Source organism: Micromonospora sp. WMMD964, assembly GCF_029581455.1.
Taxonomy (GTDB): Bacteria; Actinomycetota; Actinomycetes; order Mycobacteriales; family Micromonosporaceae; genus Micromonospora.
On sequence record NZ_CP120860.1, the window covers coordinates 6784434 to 6799586 of the forward strand.

14 protein-coding genes and 1 pseudogene are annotated in these 15153 nt (G+C 70.9%); 7 read left to right on the top strand and 8 right to left on the bottom strand.

Going from position 1 to position 15153, the window contains the following annotated elements; genetic code table 11:
• The first annotated feature begins 84 nt into the window (after positions 1-84).
• Both O7616_RS30925 and O7616_RS30930 read left to right on the top strand, forming a co-directional pair.
• The gene (locus tag O7616_RS30925; protein ID WP_282305111.1) at positions 85-672 is read left to right on the top strand and encodes a TetR/AcrR family transcriptional regulator; all 588 of its coding nucleotides are present in this window, start codon (positions 85-87) and stop codon (positions 670-672) included.
• Positions 672-2897 (top strand): MMPL family transporter, encoded by a 2226-nt coding sequence (locus O7616_RS30930; protein ID WP_282305112.1) that lies wholly within the window; start codon positions 672-674, stop codon positions 2895-2897. Before O7616_RS30925 ends, O7616_RS30930 begins: the two co-directional genes overlap by 1 nt.
• A 91-nt stretch (positions 2898-2988) precedes the next feature.
• On the opposite strand, the gene O7616_RS30935 is transcribed toward O7616_RS30930, so the two are convergent.
• On the bottom strand, positions 2989-4245 hold the full coding sequence (locus O7616_RS30935; protein WP_282305113.1) for an erythromycin esterase family protein: 1257 nt from the start codon (positions 4243-4245) through the stop codon (positions 2989-2991).
• 436 nt (positions 4246-4681) lie between these two features.
• Positions 4682-5587: a Gfo/Idh/MocA family oxidoreductase gene (locus O7616_RS30940; protein ID WP_282305114.1), complete on the bottom strand. Its 906-nt coding sequence runs from the start codon at positions 5585-5587 to the stop codon at positions 4682-4684.
• 193 nt (positions 5588-5780) lie between these two features.
• On the opposite strand from O7616_RS30940, the gene O7616_RS30945 reads away from it, so the two are divergent.
• The 3 genes and pseudogenes from O7616_RS30945 to O7616_RS30955 all read left to right on the top strand — a co-directional run bounded on the left by O7616_RS30945 (position 5781) and on the right by O7616_RS30955 (position 7031).
• Positions 5781-6143 carry a cupin domain-containing protein gene (locus tag O7616_RS30945; protein ID WP_282305115.1) on the top strand — a complete coding sequence of 121 codons (363 nt, stop codon included), beginning with the start codon at positions 5781-5783 and terminating at the stop codon, positions 6141-6143.
• Between the two features lie 51 nt (positions 6144-6194).
• A pseudogene (locus O7616_RS30950) lies at positions 6195-6622 on the top strand (hypothetical protein).
• Positions 6615-7031 carry a hypothetical protein gene (locus O7616_RS30955; protein WP_282305117.1) on the top strand — a complete coding sequence of 139 codons (417 nt, stop codon included), beginning with the start codon at positions 6615-6617 and terminating at the stop codon, positions 7029-7031. The pseudogene O7616_RS30950 and the gene O7616_RS30955 overlap by 8 nt, the downstream one beginning before the upstream one ends.
• 52 nt (positions 7032-7083) lie before the next feature.
• Here the strand turns inward: O7616_RS30955 and fabG are convergent, their stop codons facing one another.
• Positions 7084-7842, bottom strand: a complete 759-nt coding sequence (fabG, locus tag O7616_RS30960; RefSeq protein WP_282305118.1) for a 3-oxoacyl-ACP reductase FabG — start codon at positions 7840-7842, stop codon at positions 7084-7086.
• Positions 7843-7883: 41 nt separating this feature from the next.
• Positions 7884-9536 carry an alpha-amylase family protein gene (locus tag O7616_RS30965; protein ID WP_282305119.1) on the bottom strand — a complete coding sequence of 551 codons (1653 nt, stop codon included), beginning with the start codon at positions 9534-9536 and terminating at the stop codon, positions 7884-7886.
• 57 nt (positions 9537-9593) lie between these two features.
• Here O7616_RS30965 and O7616_RS30970 point away from each other — a divergent pair, with 57 nt between their 5' ends.
• Together O7616_RS30970 and O7616_RS30975 are read left to right on the top strand one after the other, a co-directional pair.
• Complete coding sequence (locus O7616_RS30970) at positions 9594-10208, top strand: DUF1349 domain-containing protein (RefSeq protein ID WP_282305120.1); 615 nt, start codon at positions 9594-9596, stop codon at positions 10206-10208.
• A 59-nt stretch (positions 10209-10267) separates the two neighbouring features.
• Complete coding sequence (locus O7616_RS30975) at positions 10268-10939, top strand: DedA family protein (RefSeq protein WP_282305121.1); 672 nt, start codon at positions 10268-10270, stop codon at positions 10937-10939.
• A 44-nt stretch (positions 10940-10983) separates the two neighbouring features.
• Here O7616_RS30975 and O7616_RS30980 read toward each other — a convergent pair whose 3' ends face one another.
• From O7616_RS30980 to O7616_RS30995, 4 genes are all read right to left on the bottom strand, one after another.
• Positions 10984-12369, bottom strand: a complete 1386-nt coding sequence (locus O7616_RS30980) for a cellulose binding domain-containing protein (protein ID WP_282305123.1) — start codon at positions 12367-12369, stop codon at positions 10984-10986.
• Between the two features lie 142 nt (positions 12370-12511).
• Positions 12512-13921, bottom strand: coding sequence for a carbohydrate-binding protein (locus tag O7616_RS30985; RefSeq protein WP_282256877.1), 1410 nt, complete (start codon positions 13919-13921; stop codon positions 12512-12514).
• A gap of 72 nt (positions 13922-13993) precedes the next feature.
• Entirely contained in the window at positions 13994-14749 is a 756-nt protein-coding gene (gene yidC, locus O7616_RS30990; RefSeq protein ID WP_282305124.1) for a membrane protein insertase YidC, read from the bottom strand.
• A gap of 101 nt (positions 14750-14850) precedes the next feature.
• Positions 14851-15144 carry a DUF6412 domain-containing protein gene (locus tag O7616_RS30995; protein ID WP_282305125.1) on the bottom strand — a complete coding sequence of 98 codons (294 nt, stop codon included), beginning with the start codon at positions 15142-15144 and terminating at the stop codon, positions 14851-14853.
• Positions 15145-15153 lie beyond the last annotated feature (9 nt).

The window sequence follows — 15153 nt, forward strand, 5'->3', positions numbered from 1 at the left end:
GCGAACACCACCGCTTCGTTCTGACCGATCGGTCAGGGTCTGACCGATCGGTCAGGCATGCTGGTCTGCGGAGGTGGACCAGTGATGGCCAGAGCGGTGTCCGAGACGCACGGCGAGATCCTCGCCGCGGCGGCGCGGCGGTTCGCGGTGACCGGCTACCGGGGCACCTCGCTGCAGGACATCGCCCGTGAGGTGGGCTGCTCCAAGGCCACCGTCCTCTACCACTTCGCCAACAAGGAAGCCCTGCTCGCCGAGCTGATGGCCCCGGCGATCGGCGTGCTGCGGGACCTCGACGACCGGCTCACCGGCCTGACCGGAGCGGCGGCCCAGGAGGTCGCCGCGCAGGGTTTCGTCGACCTCGCGGTCCGGTTCCGGCGAGAGATAGCGGTGCTCCGCGGCGAGTTCCCCGAACTGCTGTGCCAGCCGGCCTTCGCACACATCCAGCAGATCTCCGACCGGCTGCGCGACGCGTTGGCCGGTCACTCCGACCGGCCGGGCGCCCGGATCGCCGCCTTGGTGTTGCTCGCCGGAATCTCCGAGGCGTGTGCCGAGTTCGCGGACATCCCCGACGACGAACTGCGCCCCGCCCTGCTCACCCTCGTCCGACGGGCCGTCGAGCCCGTCGCCGTTCCCCTGCCCCAACCACCCACGACCGAGGACAAGGACTCCTGATGGCCACCCTGCTCTACCGGCTCGGCCGGGGCGCGTTGCGCCGGCGACGGCTCGTCGTCGCGCTCTGGCTCGTCGTACTCGTCGTCGCCGGCCTGGCCGCGGCGACCCTGCGCGGCCCGACGGCGAGCAACTTCACCATGCCCGGCACCGAGAGCCAACGCGCGCTCGATCTGCTCGCCGAGCAGTTCCCCGCCGCCAGCGGCGCCACCGGCACCATCACGGTCAAGGCACCGGCCGACGGCCGACTGGCCACCCCGGAGGGCCAGACCGTGGTCCGGGAGCTGGTCCAGCAGGCGTCCACACTGCCCGGCGTGGTCGGCGCCGTCGACCCGTTCCAGGTCGGCGCGGTCACCCCCAACGGCCGGTACGCGCTGGTCCAGGTCCAGTTCGCGACCGGCGGGGACGAGGTGACCGACGAGCAGCGCACCGCGTACGAGCAGGTGGGTGCGGCGGCGAAGGCCCAGGGATGGCAGGTCGCCCCGGGCGGCGAGGTGCTCGGCGGCGAGCCTGAGATCGGCTCCACCGAGGCGCTCGGCGTCCTGGTCGCCGCGATCGTCCTGATCATCACGTTCGGCTCCCTGGTCGCGGCCGGCATGACCATGCTCAACGCGCTGATCGGTGTGGGCGTCGGGATGGCGGGCCTGTTCGCGCTCAGCGGCGCGATCCAACTGACCAGCACCGCACCGATCCTGGCGCTGATGCTCGGACTCGCGGTCGGCATCGACTACTCGCTGTTCATCACCTCCCGGCACCGGCAGAACCTGCTCGACGGCCTGTCCCCGGAGGAGGCGGTCGGCCGTGCGGTCGGCACCGCCGGCTCCGCGGTGGTCTTCGCCGGTGCCACGGTGGTCATCGCGCTGGCCGGGCTCGCCGTGGTGAACATCCCGTTCCTCACCGTGATGGGTCTCGCCGCCGCCGGAACGGTCACCGTCGCGGTCCTCGTCGCGATCACCCTCCAGCCGGCACTGCTCGGCTTCGCTGGCCGTCGGGTGCTCCCCCGTCGGCTGCGGACGGTCGCCACCGACGGCACCACGGCCACCGACGGCACGTCGGACACCGAGTCGGACGTCACCGACCGACCGGCCGCCGTCGAGGACCGCTCCGCGTTCGGCTTCCGCTGGGCACGGATGGTCACGCGGTTCCGCGTACCCGTCATCCTGGTCGGTCTGCTCGGCCTCGGCCTGCTCGCGCTGCCCACGCCGGACATGCGGCTGGCCCTGCCGGGCGCCGCGACGGCCGCCGTCGGCTCACCCGCCCGGGTGGCGAACGACCTGACCGTCGAGGGCTTCGGACCGGGCTTCACCGGCCGACTCGCGGTGGTCGTCGCCGGTGACACGCCCGAGGCCACCTCGGGCGCCGTGCCGCAGGTGACCGCGCTGCTGCAACGCACCGAGAACGTCCTCGCGGTGGCCCCGCCGCAGCTCAGCCCGGACGGTCGGACGGCGCTGCTCGGCGTGGTGCCCAAGACCGGCCCCACCGACGAGGCCACAGAGACCCTGGTGCACGACATCCGTGACTCGGTGAGCGGAATCCGTGACGCGGACGTGCTGCTCACCGGCGTCACGGCGATCGGCATCGACGTCTCCGAGAAGCTCTCCGACGCGCTACCGGTCTACCTGTTGCTGGTGGTCGGGCTCTCGGTGCTGCTGCTCATGCTGGTGTTCCGCTCGCTGCTGGTGCCGGTCAAGGCCGCGCTGGGCTTCCTGCTCACCGTCGCCGCCACGTTCGGCATCACGGTGGCGGTCTTCCAGCAGGGACACCTCGCCGACCTGGTCGGTCTGGACACCCCGGGCCCCCTGATCAGCTTCCTGCCGATCCTGCTCATCGGCATCCTGTTCGGGCTCGCGATGGACTACGAGGTCTTCCTGGTGTCCCGGATGCGGGAGGACTTCGTCCACGGTGAGTCGGCCCGCCAGGCCACCATCAGCGGCATGGGGCACGGCGCGCGGGTCGTCACCGCCGCCGCACTGATCATGATCTCGGTCTTCGGGGGCTTCGTCTTCCTGGAGGACCCGGTGATCAAGTCGATGGGCTTCGCTCTCGCCATCGGCGTCGCCATCGACGCGTTCGTGGTCCGGATGACCATCGTCCCGGCGGTCATGTCACTGCTCGGCGACCGCGCCTGGTGGCTGCCGCGCTGGCTCAACCGCGCCCTGCCGAACGTCGACATCGAGGGCGAGGGCCTGCGCACCCAGCTCAAGGAGCGCACCCCGACCCCCGTCTGATCGCGCTTCGAAAGGATCATGGAGTTGTGGTGCCCGTCGCGCCCCGGTCAGGGGCCTTCGTCCAGCACCACAACTCCATGATCGACGCGACTCAGACGCCCGCGGGGTAGGTTTCCATCTCGCCGGGGGCAGCCGGGACCGGCAGCGGGTGCAGGGCTGTCGTCTCGTCGCACCAGATGAAGGCGTCGTAGCGGTCACCCAGGCGGGTCGGGACGTAGTTGCCCCAGGACTCGAACGACGGGTCGTAGACGACACCGATCGCCCGATGGTCAGTGGTGTCGGTGACCCAGCCCGGTTGGTCGTCACCACCGAAGATCAGCACCGCCCGCTCCGGCATCAGCTCGTGCAACCGGCGCTCGATCGACCCCTCGCGGGCCGGAGGCACCACCATCGCCTCGGCCGGCGAACCCCAGCGGGGAGCGGCGATCGCGGTGCCCCGGTACGTACCGAAGCCGATCAGGGCGACGGCGTCCTCGCCGTGCCGTTCCCTGGCCAACTGACCGATGTTGACCATCCCGTCGGCGGTCATGTCGGTGGCCCGGGCATCCCCGACGTGCGTGTTGTGCGCCCAGACGATCCCTCGGGCGTCCGGCCCGTACCGGTCCAGCAGCCGGTCCAGGGTGTCCTGCATGTGGGTGTCGCGGATGTTCCAGGAATCCGGCCCGCCGGCCACCATCGCCCGGTAGTAACGCTCCGCGCCGGCCACCACCTCCGCGTTCTGCCAGGCCGAGAAGCTGTCCGGGCCGTCGGAGAGAGCGTGTTCACGGGTCCGGGCGAGCAGCCGGACCACCTCCTCCTCGCACCGGGCCGAGACGAACCTGGAGGCTGCGCCGTACTCCTCGACCCTCTTGCCGTACGGCTCGAAGCACCGGTACGCGTCCTGCGCCGCCTCCAGCGACTTCGGGTCCTCCTCCCCCAGGTAGTCGAAGATCGCTTGCATCGACTCCCAGAGGCTGTACACGTCGAGCCCGTGGAACCCGGCCCGTTGGTCCTCCGGCCGCTCCACGTTCCAGGCGCGCAACCAACTGGTGAATCGGGCCACCTCGGCGTTGGCCCACATCCAGGTCGGCCACCGCTCGAACTGGTCGAGTGCGAGCTGCGGTTCGAGCGCGCCGCCCGGCGCGGCGGTCACCGCCCGGTGCACCCGATCACAGTCCGGCCAGTCACCCTCCACGGCGACGAAGGAGAAGCCGCACTCCGCGATCAACCGACGGGTGAGCTGCTCACGCAACCGGTAGTAGTCGTAACTGCCGTGGGTGGACTCGCCGATCATCACCACCCGGGCGTCCCGGACGCGCTCCAGCAACGGGTCGAAATCGCTCGGCGCGCCGAGCCGCTGAACCAGCATGCCAGCGGCTACCCGACCGCCCCACCGACAAACCGCAACCCGCCCCCCGGCGGCCGCACACCCTCTTCCCTCGGTGATCAAGAGGTTTGCGTCACGACACGCCGTGCCGCATGACGTAGACCTACCACCCACTGGGTCGTGCCGCCCCCACCCCCGGGACGCGCGGCACCGGCGAGGGGCGGGCCACACGCTCCCGGGGCCGGCGTCTGGACTGCCGCCAAGATCCGCGCACTTTCCGGGATGTTGCTGCCTCCCGGACGTCCGAGGCAGCAACATCCCCGAACTTGTGCGGATCTTGGCCACGCGACGCCAAGATCGCGCTCGAACCAGGCAGTAGTGGCCTCACAGGCGCGCCGACACCACTACATCAATGATCGAGCGCGATCTTGGCGTGGGCCTGGGGTGATCACCAGGGCGGTGGATGGGGGCCGGGGGGTTAGGCGGGGAGGGGGACGGTGCGGGATTCGGCGCGGGCGGTCTCGGCGGCGGCGATGATCTCGACGACCTCGCGGCCGAAGCGGACGTCGCAGCGGTGGTCCCGCGTACCGGCCCGCACCTGCTCGATCAACTGGTCGATGGCGACGCCGAACGCGGTGGCGGCGTCGTTCTCGCCGAACGGGACGTTCTCGATGCCGTTCTCGCCGTAGAACACGAACTCCCGGGTCATCGACTCGGTCGGGGCGTCCAGGGAGAGCGAGGCGCTGCTCGTGGCACCGCCCTCGTGGGTGAGCAGCAGGTGCACCATGCCGCTCGGTCCGTCCATCGCCGCCACCTGGGTCACCCGACCCAGCACGGGCAGGAGGATGGAGAGCGCGTGCGGGGCGATGTCCCAGAGCGCGCCGTGCTCCCGACGCCACAACGAACCACCGTACGGGCTGCCCTCCTGGAAGATCGAGGCGAACGCGGTGGTCCGGCCGTGCTGCCAACCCCCGGCGGCGGCGGTCGCGGCGAGGAACGCCGTCACGTTCGGCTGGAAGCGCTGGGTGAAGAAGACGACCGAGGCGACCCCGGACTCCTCGGCGGCGGCCACCACCCGGTCGGCGTCGGCCACGCTGAGCGCCAGCGGCTTGTCCAACAGCAGGTGCCGCCCGGCGGAGGCGGCCCGGACCGCGATGTCGGCCTGGACGTCCGGCGGCAGGGCGACGGCGACCGCCTCGCACTGCTCGATCAGCGCGTCGACGTCGGCGTAGGCGGGCACCCCGTACCGCTCGGCCAGCGCGGCGGCGCGCTCCGGGTTGCGACCCCACACCCCGACCAACTCCGCGTCCGGGTGGGCGTGCAACGCCTTCCCGTGCGTCTCGATCGCCCAGTGACCGGTGCCGAACAAACCGAACCGCAGCACGTGTACCTCCGCTTTTCCCCCCGCCGTGGCGACGCCACGGACGTGATCCACGCTAGTCGCCCCACCAGCCACGACGGCGGCGGGTTCGACCAATCGAAGCGGCCCACTCCCCGTTTCCCAGGGGCCCTTCCCCGGCAACGCCAGGTCCGTTTGCCGCCAGACACACCGGGTTCCGGGCGGCAGCCTCGACGGCATGCCGAACACGAACCCACCATCGACCAGCGGCCCGGTCGCCTTCGCCCACTGGTACGACTTCGCCGAGGGCGGGCCCGTGCACCAGGGCCTGCTGCCGTTCCCGGCGAGCGCGCCCGCACCGTTCGAGGTCGCTCGCTGGTCGGTGGCGCCGAACACCTCCAACGACCTCGATGTCCATCGCTCCCGCGAAGTGTGGATCATCGTGTCCGGCACGGGAACCCTGACCTTCGGCGACCAGACGAGCGTGCTGCGGGCCGGGGACGTCGCGGCGTTCGACAGCAGGGTGCCGCACCAGATCCGCAACGACGGACCGGACCCGCTCCTCGCCGTCTCCGTGTACTGGTTGCAGGGCAGCGACTGACGGACGCGAGCCGAGGCGGGTTCAGCCGTTTACTACAACGGTTAGTAGGCTGTGCCGGTGACCGAGGCAACGACCGGGTGGGGCCGGTGACCAGCGTGGGCGTCGACTCACCGGTGGACGGGATCGTCGCGACGGTGCCGATCGTGCTGTCGCTGCTCGTCGCGGTGTGGGCGCTGGTCGTGGCGGTGCGCCAACGACCGCCGGACCGGGTGCAGTTCGTCGGCCTGGCCGTACTCGAGGTGTCGTTGCTCGTGCTGGGCGTGCTGGCGCTCGTCGCGGTGGGCGGCGGGGACCGGCCCGGCGAGCCCGGGGCCTTCTTCGGTTACCTGGTCACGCTCGTGTGCCTGCCACCGCTGGCCTGGGTGCTGGCCCGGATGGAGCCGACCCGGTGGGGTTCGGCCATCGTGTGCGCGGTCTGCCTGGTGATCCCGGTGGTGGTGGTCCGGTTGCAGCAGACCTGGGAGGTGCTCGGTGGTTGAGACCGCATCGGCTCGACGCCGCACGAACTCCGGCCCCGGTCGGCTGCTGATCGCGGTCTACCTGCTCTTCGCCATCGCCGCGACCAGCCGGGCGGGTTTGCAGATCGCGACGAAGTTCGACGAGGCCCCGGTCGCGTACCTGCTGTCCGCGCTGGCCGCGCTCATCTACATCGTGGCGGCCGTGGGGCTGGCCCGGGCCGGGCACACCGGCCGACGGGTGGCGTTGGCCTGCTGCTCCGTGGAGCTGGTCGGCGTGGTCGCGGTCGGCATCCTGAGCCTCGTCGACAAGGAACTGTTCCCGGACGAGACGGTGTGGTCGCAGTTCGGCAGCGGGTACGGCTACATCCCGCTGGTGTTGCCGGTGCTCGGCCTGATCTGGCTCTGGCGCACCCGCCGCGACCCCGCCTGACCCGGCGGCGGAGGCGTTCCCCGCACGAGGGAACGCCCCGCCGGGGTACGAGTCAGTCCCGTGGGCCGCCCGCCACGTAGATGACCTGGCCGGACACGAATCCGGCGCCCTCGCTCGCCAGGAACGAGATGGTGTGCGCGACATCCTCCGGCCGCCCCGGACGGCGCACCGGGATCTCGGCGGCGGCGTGCTTCTGGAAGTCGTCGAAGTCGACCTTCATCCGCGCGGCGGTGGCCGCGGTCATGTCCGTGACGATGAAGCCGGGCGCGACCGCGTTGACCGTCACCCCGAACGGCCCCAGCTCGATGGCGAGCGTCTTGGTGAAGCCCTGGAGGCCGGCCTTGGCGGCGGCGTAGTTCGCCTGGCCCCGGTTGCCCAGCGCCGAGGTGCTGGAGAGGTTGACGATCCGGCCCCACTTGCGCTCCACCATGTGCTTCTGCGCGGCCTGGCTGAACAGGAACGCGCCCCGCAGGTGTACGCCCATCACGGTGTCCCAGTCGGCGCTGGTCATCTTGAAGAGCAGGTTGTCCCGCAGCACACCGGCGTTGTTGACCAGGACGGTGGGCGCGCCCAACTCGGTGGCGATCCGTTCCACGGCCGCCTCCACCTGCTCCCGGTCGGACACGTCGGCGCCCACGCCCAGCGAACGGCCGCCTGCGGCGGCGATGGCGTCGACCGTCTCCTTGGTGGCCGCCTCCTCGATGTCGACCACGGCGACAGCCATCCCGTCGGCGGCCAACCGCCGGGCGGTGGCCGCGCCGATACCGCGCGCGGCTCCGGTGACGATGGCGACGCGGGGCTCCTCCGACATGACTACCTCCGAGTAACTTGGGTGATCGGAGGAGCTTAGCGTCAGAACCCCCGGCCCCGGCATAGGCGAATCCACCGGTATCCGTGCCCGGAGACCTTCACCGCGCCGAGCTTGCCCAGCTCGCCGTAACCCCGGTCGGTGAGCACGTCGATCGGCAGGTCGGCCTCGGGTTCGAGACTGCTCAGGTCCACCTCGACGTCGTCGGTGCCCAGGTTGTGCAGGAACACCATGGTCCCGGTCGGCCCGTCCGCCCGGTGCGCGAGCACGCCGGCCGGCATCGCCACGTCGATGTGGGTGGTCGAGCCGGAGCCGATCTCGGGGGCCTCGCGCAGCGTACGGATCATCCGCTCGAACCAGGCGAGCAACGACTTCGGGTCGCTGCGCTGGGCGGTGACGTTGACGTTCTGGTAGCCGAACTCACCCTTGTCGATCACCGGGCGGACCAGCTTCTCCGGGTCCGCCGTGGAGAATCCGGCGTTCGGCTGGTACGACCACTGCATCGGGGTACGGATCGCCTCCCGACCGGGCAGCGACAGGTTCTCGCCCATCCCGATCTCCTCGCCGTAGCGCAACACCGGCGTGCCGCGCATCGAGAACTGCAGGGCGTACGCCAGTTCGATGCGCCGCCGGTCGTTACCGAGCATCGGGGCGAACCGGCGACGGATGCCCCGGTCGTAGATGCGCATGTTCTCGTCCGGGCCGAACTGCGCGTACACCTGGTTGCGTTGTTCGGTGGTGAGCCGGGACAGGTCGATCTCGTCGTGGTTACGCAGGAAGGTGGCCCACTGCCCGCCGACCGGCAGCTTCGGGGTGTCGCGCAGCGCCTCGATCAACGACTCCGGGTCCTCCCGGGCCAGGGCGAGCATGAGCCGACCGTTGAGCATGAAGTCGAAGAGCATGTGGATCCGGTTGCCGGAGCCGCTGGAGTCGCCGAAGAACGTGGGTAGCTGGTCCGGCTCGACGTTCGCCTCGGCCAACAGGACGGCGTCGCCACGGCGCCACTGCACGTGCTGGCGCATCTCGGTGAGGAACTCGAAGTCCTTCGGGGAGTTCGGGTTACCCGGCTCGGTCAGCTCGATGATGAACGGCACCGCGTCCATCCGGAAGCCGGAGACGCCGAGCTGGAGCCAGAACGACATGATCTTCTTGACCTCGGCCCGGACCTCCGGGTTGGCGAAGTTCAGGTCCGGCTGGAACTTGTAGAACCGGTGGTAGAACCACGCCTTGGCGGTCCGGTCGTAGCTCCAGGTCTCGTTCTGCTCGCCGGGGAAGACCATGCCCTGGTGCCGGTCGTCCGGCTCGGTGTCGGACCAGACGTACCAGTCCCGGTACGGCGAGTCCGGCGAGGAGCGGGCGGACTGGAACCACGGGTGCTCGTCGGAGGTGTGGTTGACGACCAGGTCGATGATCACGCGGATGCCCCGGTTCTGCGCCTGGTGCAGCAGCTCGGCGAAGTCCCCCAGGGTGCCGAAGCGCGGGTCCACGTTGTAGAAGTCGGTGACGTCGTAGCCGTCGTCACGGTTGGGCGACGGGTGGATCGGGTGCAGCCACAGGCAGGTCACCCCGAGACGGGCCAGATAGTCCAATCTTCCGATCAGCCCCCGGATGTCACCGACCCCGTCGCCGTCGGAGTCGGCGTACGTGTCGATGTCGAGGCAGTAGACGACGGCTTCGGAATACCAACGGTCACCCATGCCGGAGGAACATCTCCGAACGATCAGCTCGGCAAACCCTTGGTTATCGTGCCCGTCATGGGAGACGACCTCGTACCACCGAGCGAACCGTTGGACTGGTCCCGGGGGCGGTGGCTGCACCCGCCGGTACGCGTCGAGGAGCGGCCGACCGGTGAGCTGGTCGTGGAACCGGCGGCCGGAAGCGACCTGTGGCGGCGGACCAGCTACGGATTCGTCCACGACGACGCTCCGGCCCTGCTGGCGCCCCTTCCCGTGGGCACGGCCATGGAGGTGGGTTTCCGGCTCGACTTCTCGGCGCAGTTCGACCAAACGGGTGTGCTCGTCCGGGTCGACGAACGGACCTGGACCAAGGCCGGTGTCGAGATGAGTGACGGCGAGTCGCAGCTCGGCGCGGTGGTGACCCGGGAGTTCTCCGACTGGTCGGTGGCGCCGGTGCCGCAGTGGTCGGGCCGGGAGGTGACAGTGCGGGTCAGCCGCGCCGGCGACGCGTTGACCGTCCGCGCCCGGGCCGACGACGAGCCGTGGCGACTGGTCCGGCTCACCCCGCTGGATCCGACGGCGGAGGCGATGGCCGGTCCGTTCTGCTGCGCGCCGTCCCGCGCCGGCCTGACCGTGGTGTTCACTGGTTGGCGGCAGGGGCCGGCGGACGCCGCGCTGCACCCGGAGGTGTAACGACCGGCCCGGTCGGGTATGACCACCCGATCCCCCGGAGCCGACGCGGAAGGACGACCATGGCGTACGCCCAGAGTGGCGACCCGTCCGAGTTCACCGGGCTGACCGGGTGGGTGGCCACCGTGATCGAGGCCATGGGCCCGGTCGGCGTGGCGCTGCTGGTGGCGTTGGAGAGCATCGTCCCACCCATCCCCAGCGAGATCGTGTTGGCGATGGCCGGCTTCCTCGCTCACGAGGGCCGGTTCAACGTGGTGGTCGTGGTGGTGGCCGCGACCGTCGGTTCGCTCGTCGGCGCGCTGGTGCTCTACTGGCTCGGCGCGGCGCTCGGCGAGGACCGGCTCAAGCGGTGGCTGGACCGCATCCCGCTGGTGGACAGCGACGACCTGGAGAGGGCCGACCGTTGGTTCGAGCGGCACGGCCGGTGGGCGGTGTTGATCGGCCGGGTGGTGCCGGTGGTCCGGAGTCTGGTCTCCGTTCCGGCCGGGGCCAACCGGATGCCGCTCGGCGAGTTCATCCTGTTCACCACGATCGGCAGCGGGGTGTGGAACGGATTGATCGTGGGGGCCGGCTACGCGCTGGGCAGCCGGTGGCAGGACGTCGAGCGCTACAGCGACTGGTTCAACTACGCGATCGGCGCGGTCTTCGTGGTGATGGTGGTCGCCTGGGTGGTCCGCAAGCTTCGGCGACGCCGGGACCGCGACGACCGGCGGTCGGTGACCGCCGGTCGCTGATCCGCGCTACCGGTTGCCGCTGGCACAGACGCCAGCCAGGACTGTCAGGGCAGGGTGTCCAGGTGCGGGGCCACCGTGCGGGCGAAGGTGTTGCCGTTGCTGACGTCCCAGTTCACCGACCAGGTCATCGCACCGCGGATGCCGGGATAGGTGCGCGGCGGGCGGAAGCTGCCGCAGTTGGTGCCCCGGGCCAGGCAGTCGAGCGCCGCGTTGACCACGCTGGGCGCGACGATGCCACCACCGGCCGCCCCCGGTCCGGCGGGCAGACCGAGGCCGACCTGGTCGGGGCGGAGCCCGGCTTCCAGTTGGATGCAGGCCAACGCGACGATGAAGTTCACCGTGCCCTGCCCGTACGCGGCGTTCTGGTCGCAGCCGAGCATCGCCCCGGAGTTGTAGAACTGGGTGTTGACGACGGTGAGGATGTCCTTGATGTCGAGCGCCAGCTTGAAATAACCGCCGGCCGGGTTCTGCATGTCGATCGTCTGCGGGGCCATCGCGATGATCAGGCTCGACCCGACTTTGGCCCGGAGCGCGCGCAGCGCCTGCGCCATGTACGTCGGGTTGAGGCCGTTCTCCAGGTCGATGTCGATACCGTCGAAGCCGTACCGGGCGATCAGCGCGGCGGCCGTGTCGGCGAACGCGGTGGCCGACGCGCCGTCGTTCACGGTGACCCGGCCGGTCTCACCGCCCACCGAGAGGATCACCTTCTTGCCCCGGCTGTGCAGGGTGCGTACGTCGTTGGTGAAGTCCGCGTCGGTGTAGCCGCCGAGCGACGCGGCGAGGCCGGGATCGATGCCGAAGGTGAGCGCGCCGGACGTCGAGGTGGCCTCGGCGAAGGCCACCGCCACCAGGTCGTACTCGGTGGGGACGTCACGCAGCCGCAGCTCGACGGCCGGGTTGTCGAAGTTGTGCCAGTAGCCGGTGAGCAGATGCTCGGGCAGGCCACCGGTGGGCGGGTTCGTCGGCGGTGGGGTGGTGGGCGGTGGCGTGGTCGGCGGCGGAGTCGTGGGCGGTGGCGTGGTGGGCGGGGTGCCGCCGCCGCACGACGCGCCGTTGAGCCGGCAGCCGCTGGGTGAGCCGGAGCCGCTGGCCAGGAAGCCGAAGGAGACCGAGGCGCCCGGGGCGATGGTGCCGTTCCAGGACCGGTTGGTGAAGGTGTGCCGCTGGCCCGCGGAGGTGAGCAGCGCGTCCCAGTAGCTGCCGAGCGTGGTGCCGGACGGCAGGTCGAAGGCGAGGCTCCAGCCGTTGATGGTCGAGGTGCCACCGTTGGTGATGGTGTACTTCCCCTCCCAACCGGAACCCCAGTCGGCGGTCTTGACGAAGCTGGCGGTGGCCCCCGCGGCGTACGCGGGCAGTGCCACCCAGGCCGCGCCGAGCGTAGCGACGAGGGCGGTGACCAGGGACAGGACAAGGGATCTGGAGCGTTTCATGCGGCCCTCCGCGCCCGGCTCGGGCATCCATGGACGTCGACGTTCCGCTTATTATTAAGACAGTTAACTGTTCCTGTCCAGAGGCGCGGGTGACCGGCCTCCCGCCGCGCGCCGACGCGACGGGAGAACCGGGAAGGCCCGCTCAGCGGCGGAAGGTGAACCAGTTGACGTTGACGAAGTCGTTCGGCTGGCCACTGGTGAAGGTCAGGTACACGGAGTGCCGACCGGTCACCGCCCCCACGTTGCCGGGCACCGAGCGCCAGCTCTGCCAGCCGCCGGTGTTGCCGATCGCGAAGCTGCCGATCGGCGTCGCGGTCGGGCTGCCCAACCGCACCTCGACGAGGCCACTCGCACCGCCACCCGCGCCGGAGGCGACCCGGGCCAGGAAGTCCCGGGGCGAGGCGGAGCCGAACTCGACATTGTCGTAGCGGACCCAGTCACCGTTGCGCAGCGCGGCGATGTTCTGCCCGCCCTCCGAGCACGCCTCGACGAGCACGCCGTTCTGACCGTTGAACGACTCGGCCTGGATCTGCGCGTACGCGTCCCTCGTGCCGGAGGGTGGCGGTGTGGTGGGCGGCGGGGTGGTGCCACTTCCGCGCTGGTACACCGCCACGTAGTCGACGAGCATCGGCCGACCCGGGACGGTGGCCGAGGTCGGCGTGCCGCTGCCGGCCACACCGTTCGGGAAGGCCCCGCCGATCGCGACGTTGAGCAGCAGGAAGTAGCCCTGGTGCGAGGTCATCTGCGACCAGGCGGACGCACCGACCTGACTGGACGTGACGGTGTGGTAGAGCTGCCCGTCGACGTACCAGCGCAGTTGTTGCGGGCTGATCGAGGCGTCCCACTCGAACCGGTACGTGTGGAACGCGGACTGGCAGCTCGACCCCGGGCAGGCCCGGGACGCGCCGAGGCCGTTGGACTCGTTGCACGGCCCGCCCGGCGCGACGCCGCAGTGCAGCACACCCCAGACCGAGTTGATGCCGTTGACGTTCTCCATCACGTCGAACTCACCGATGCCCGGCCAGTTCTGGTAGTTGCCCCGGTAGGGCGCGCCGAGGGCCCAGAACGCGGGCCAGTAGCCGGCCGCCGCGGCGCCGGTGACGTTCGGCATCTGGATTCGACCCTCGATGGCGAGCACGCCGCCGGACGGGGCCTTGAAGTTGCTGCGCACGGTCTCGATCCGGGCGGAGGTCCAGCCGCCTCCGCTGTCGCGCAGCGGCGTGATCCGCAGGTTGCCACCACCGTCGTGGCTGACGTTGGCGGTGCTGGCGGTGTAGTTCTGGATCTCGCCGGTGCCCCAGTTGCCCGGACCACCGGGATAGCTGTGACCGGTGTCGATGATCCAGTTGGCGGACGAGGGCAGGGTGCCGGCGGCACCGGTGAAGTCGTCGCTCCAGACCGTGCTCCAGCCGGTCGGTGGTGGCGGCACGGCCGCTTGCGCGGTGACGGTGACGCCGGCCAGGACGGTGGTGGTGGCGACGAGCAGGACGGAGGCCAGCCGCAGCCGGCGTCGGACGAGCGGGGCGGCGGGGGCCGCCGAAGGAGGTGTCATGGACGTGCCTCTCTACGGAGACGGGTCGAGAGAGCGCTCTCTCAGGGTTGTACGCCTCGGTCATGACATTTGTCAACGTCGATCTGCGTCGGCGTTCGTCGACACCGCCTGCGGCCGACGGAGCACCGCCTGCTCGGCCGCCGACCACACACTCGTGGTCACCAGGTAGATCACTGCGGCGAGCGGCAGCACCAGCGCCACCAGCACGGTCGTGAACGGCAGCAGGGGCAGCAGCCGCCCGAGCACCGCCGCCCCCGGCCCCTCGGTGGGCGTACCGGCCACCGTGCCGACCGCCGCCGAGGCCCGACGAGCCCGCCGCGACGACCACCAGGCCACCGCCACCAGCACCGCCAGCAGCACGGCGAACAGCGGACCCGCCGCGCCGGTCAGCCCGTCGGTGAGATGGTGGCCCAGGGGCACCCCGGCGAGCCGCTCCTCCAGCAGCCCGGTGCCGCCCTCACTCGTGGTGAACAGCCGGTACAGGACCAGCAGGAACGGCGCCTGGAGCAGCAACGGCAGGCAGCCGGCGATCGGGTTCGCACCGGCCTCGGAGTACAACGCGAACACCTCGCGCTGAAGGGTGGCCGGGTCGTCGGCGTACCGCCGCTGAAGCTCACGCACCTGCGGGGCGAGGGCCGCGCGGCGTCGCTCGCCGCGGACCTGCACGACGGTGAGCGGCGAGATCAGCAGTCTGATGGCGATGGTGAAGAGCACGATGGCGGCGGCGGTCGCCATGCCGCCGGCCAGCGGTTCGAGCAGATCGGTGAGCCAGGACAACGCGGTGCCGGCAGCGCCGACAACGCCGTGCAGTGGTGCGAAGGCAAGCATGGGAAACCCCTCGGTCCGATTCCGGTGCGGTCTCCCCTCCGGCGGCGTGCGCTCGGCAGGGGGACCGGTGACGGCGGGATCGGCCGCGCGGCGGCGTGGCGCTACGCGGCCGAGGGGTGCCCGGGAGCGCGGGGACGGGGTCGACCGGCGGCGTCCGGGTCGATCTGGCGGGGCATCCGTCGACCCCGGGAACGGGCCCGCAGGCCGGCCCAACGGGGCCCGACGCCGGGTGCACCCGAGCGGTCGCGCAGCCGCGCCGCCAGCACCACGGCGAGCAGCACCAGTGCGGTCAGCGCGGCACCCGCGAGCAGGTCGACCGGCCGGTCGGCGAGCACTGTGAGCTGGGCGAACGCGGACAACCACGCGAACCCGAAGAATCCCAGCGGCACCGGCACGGGCTCAGC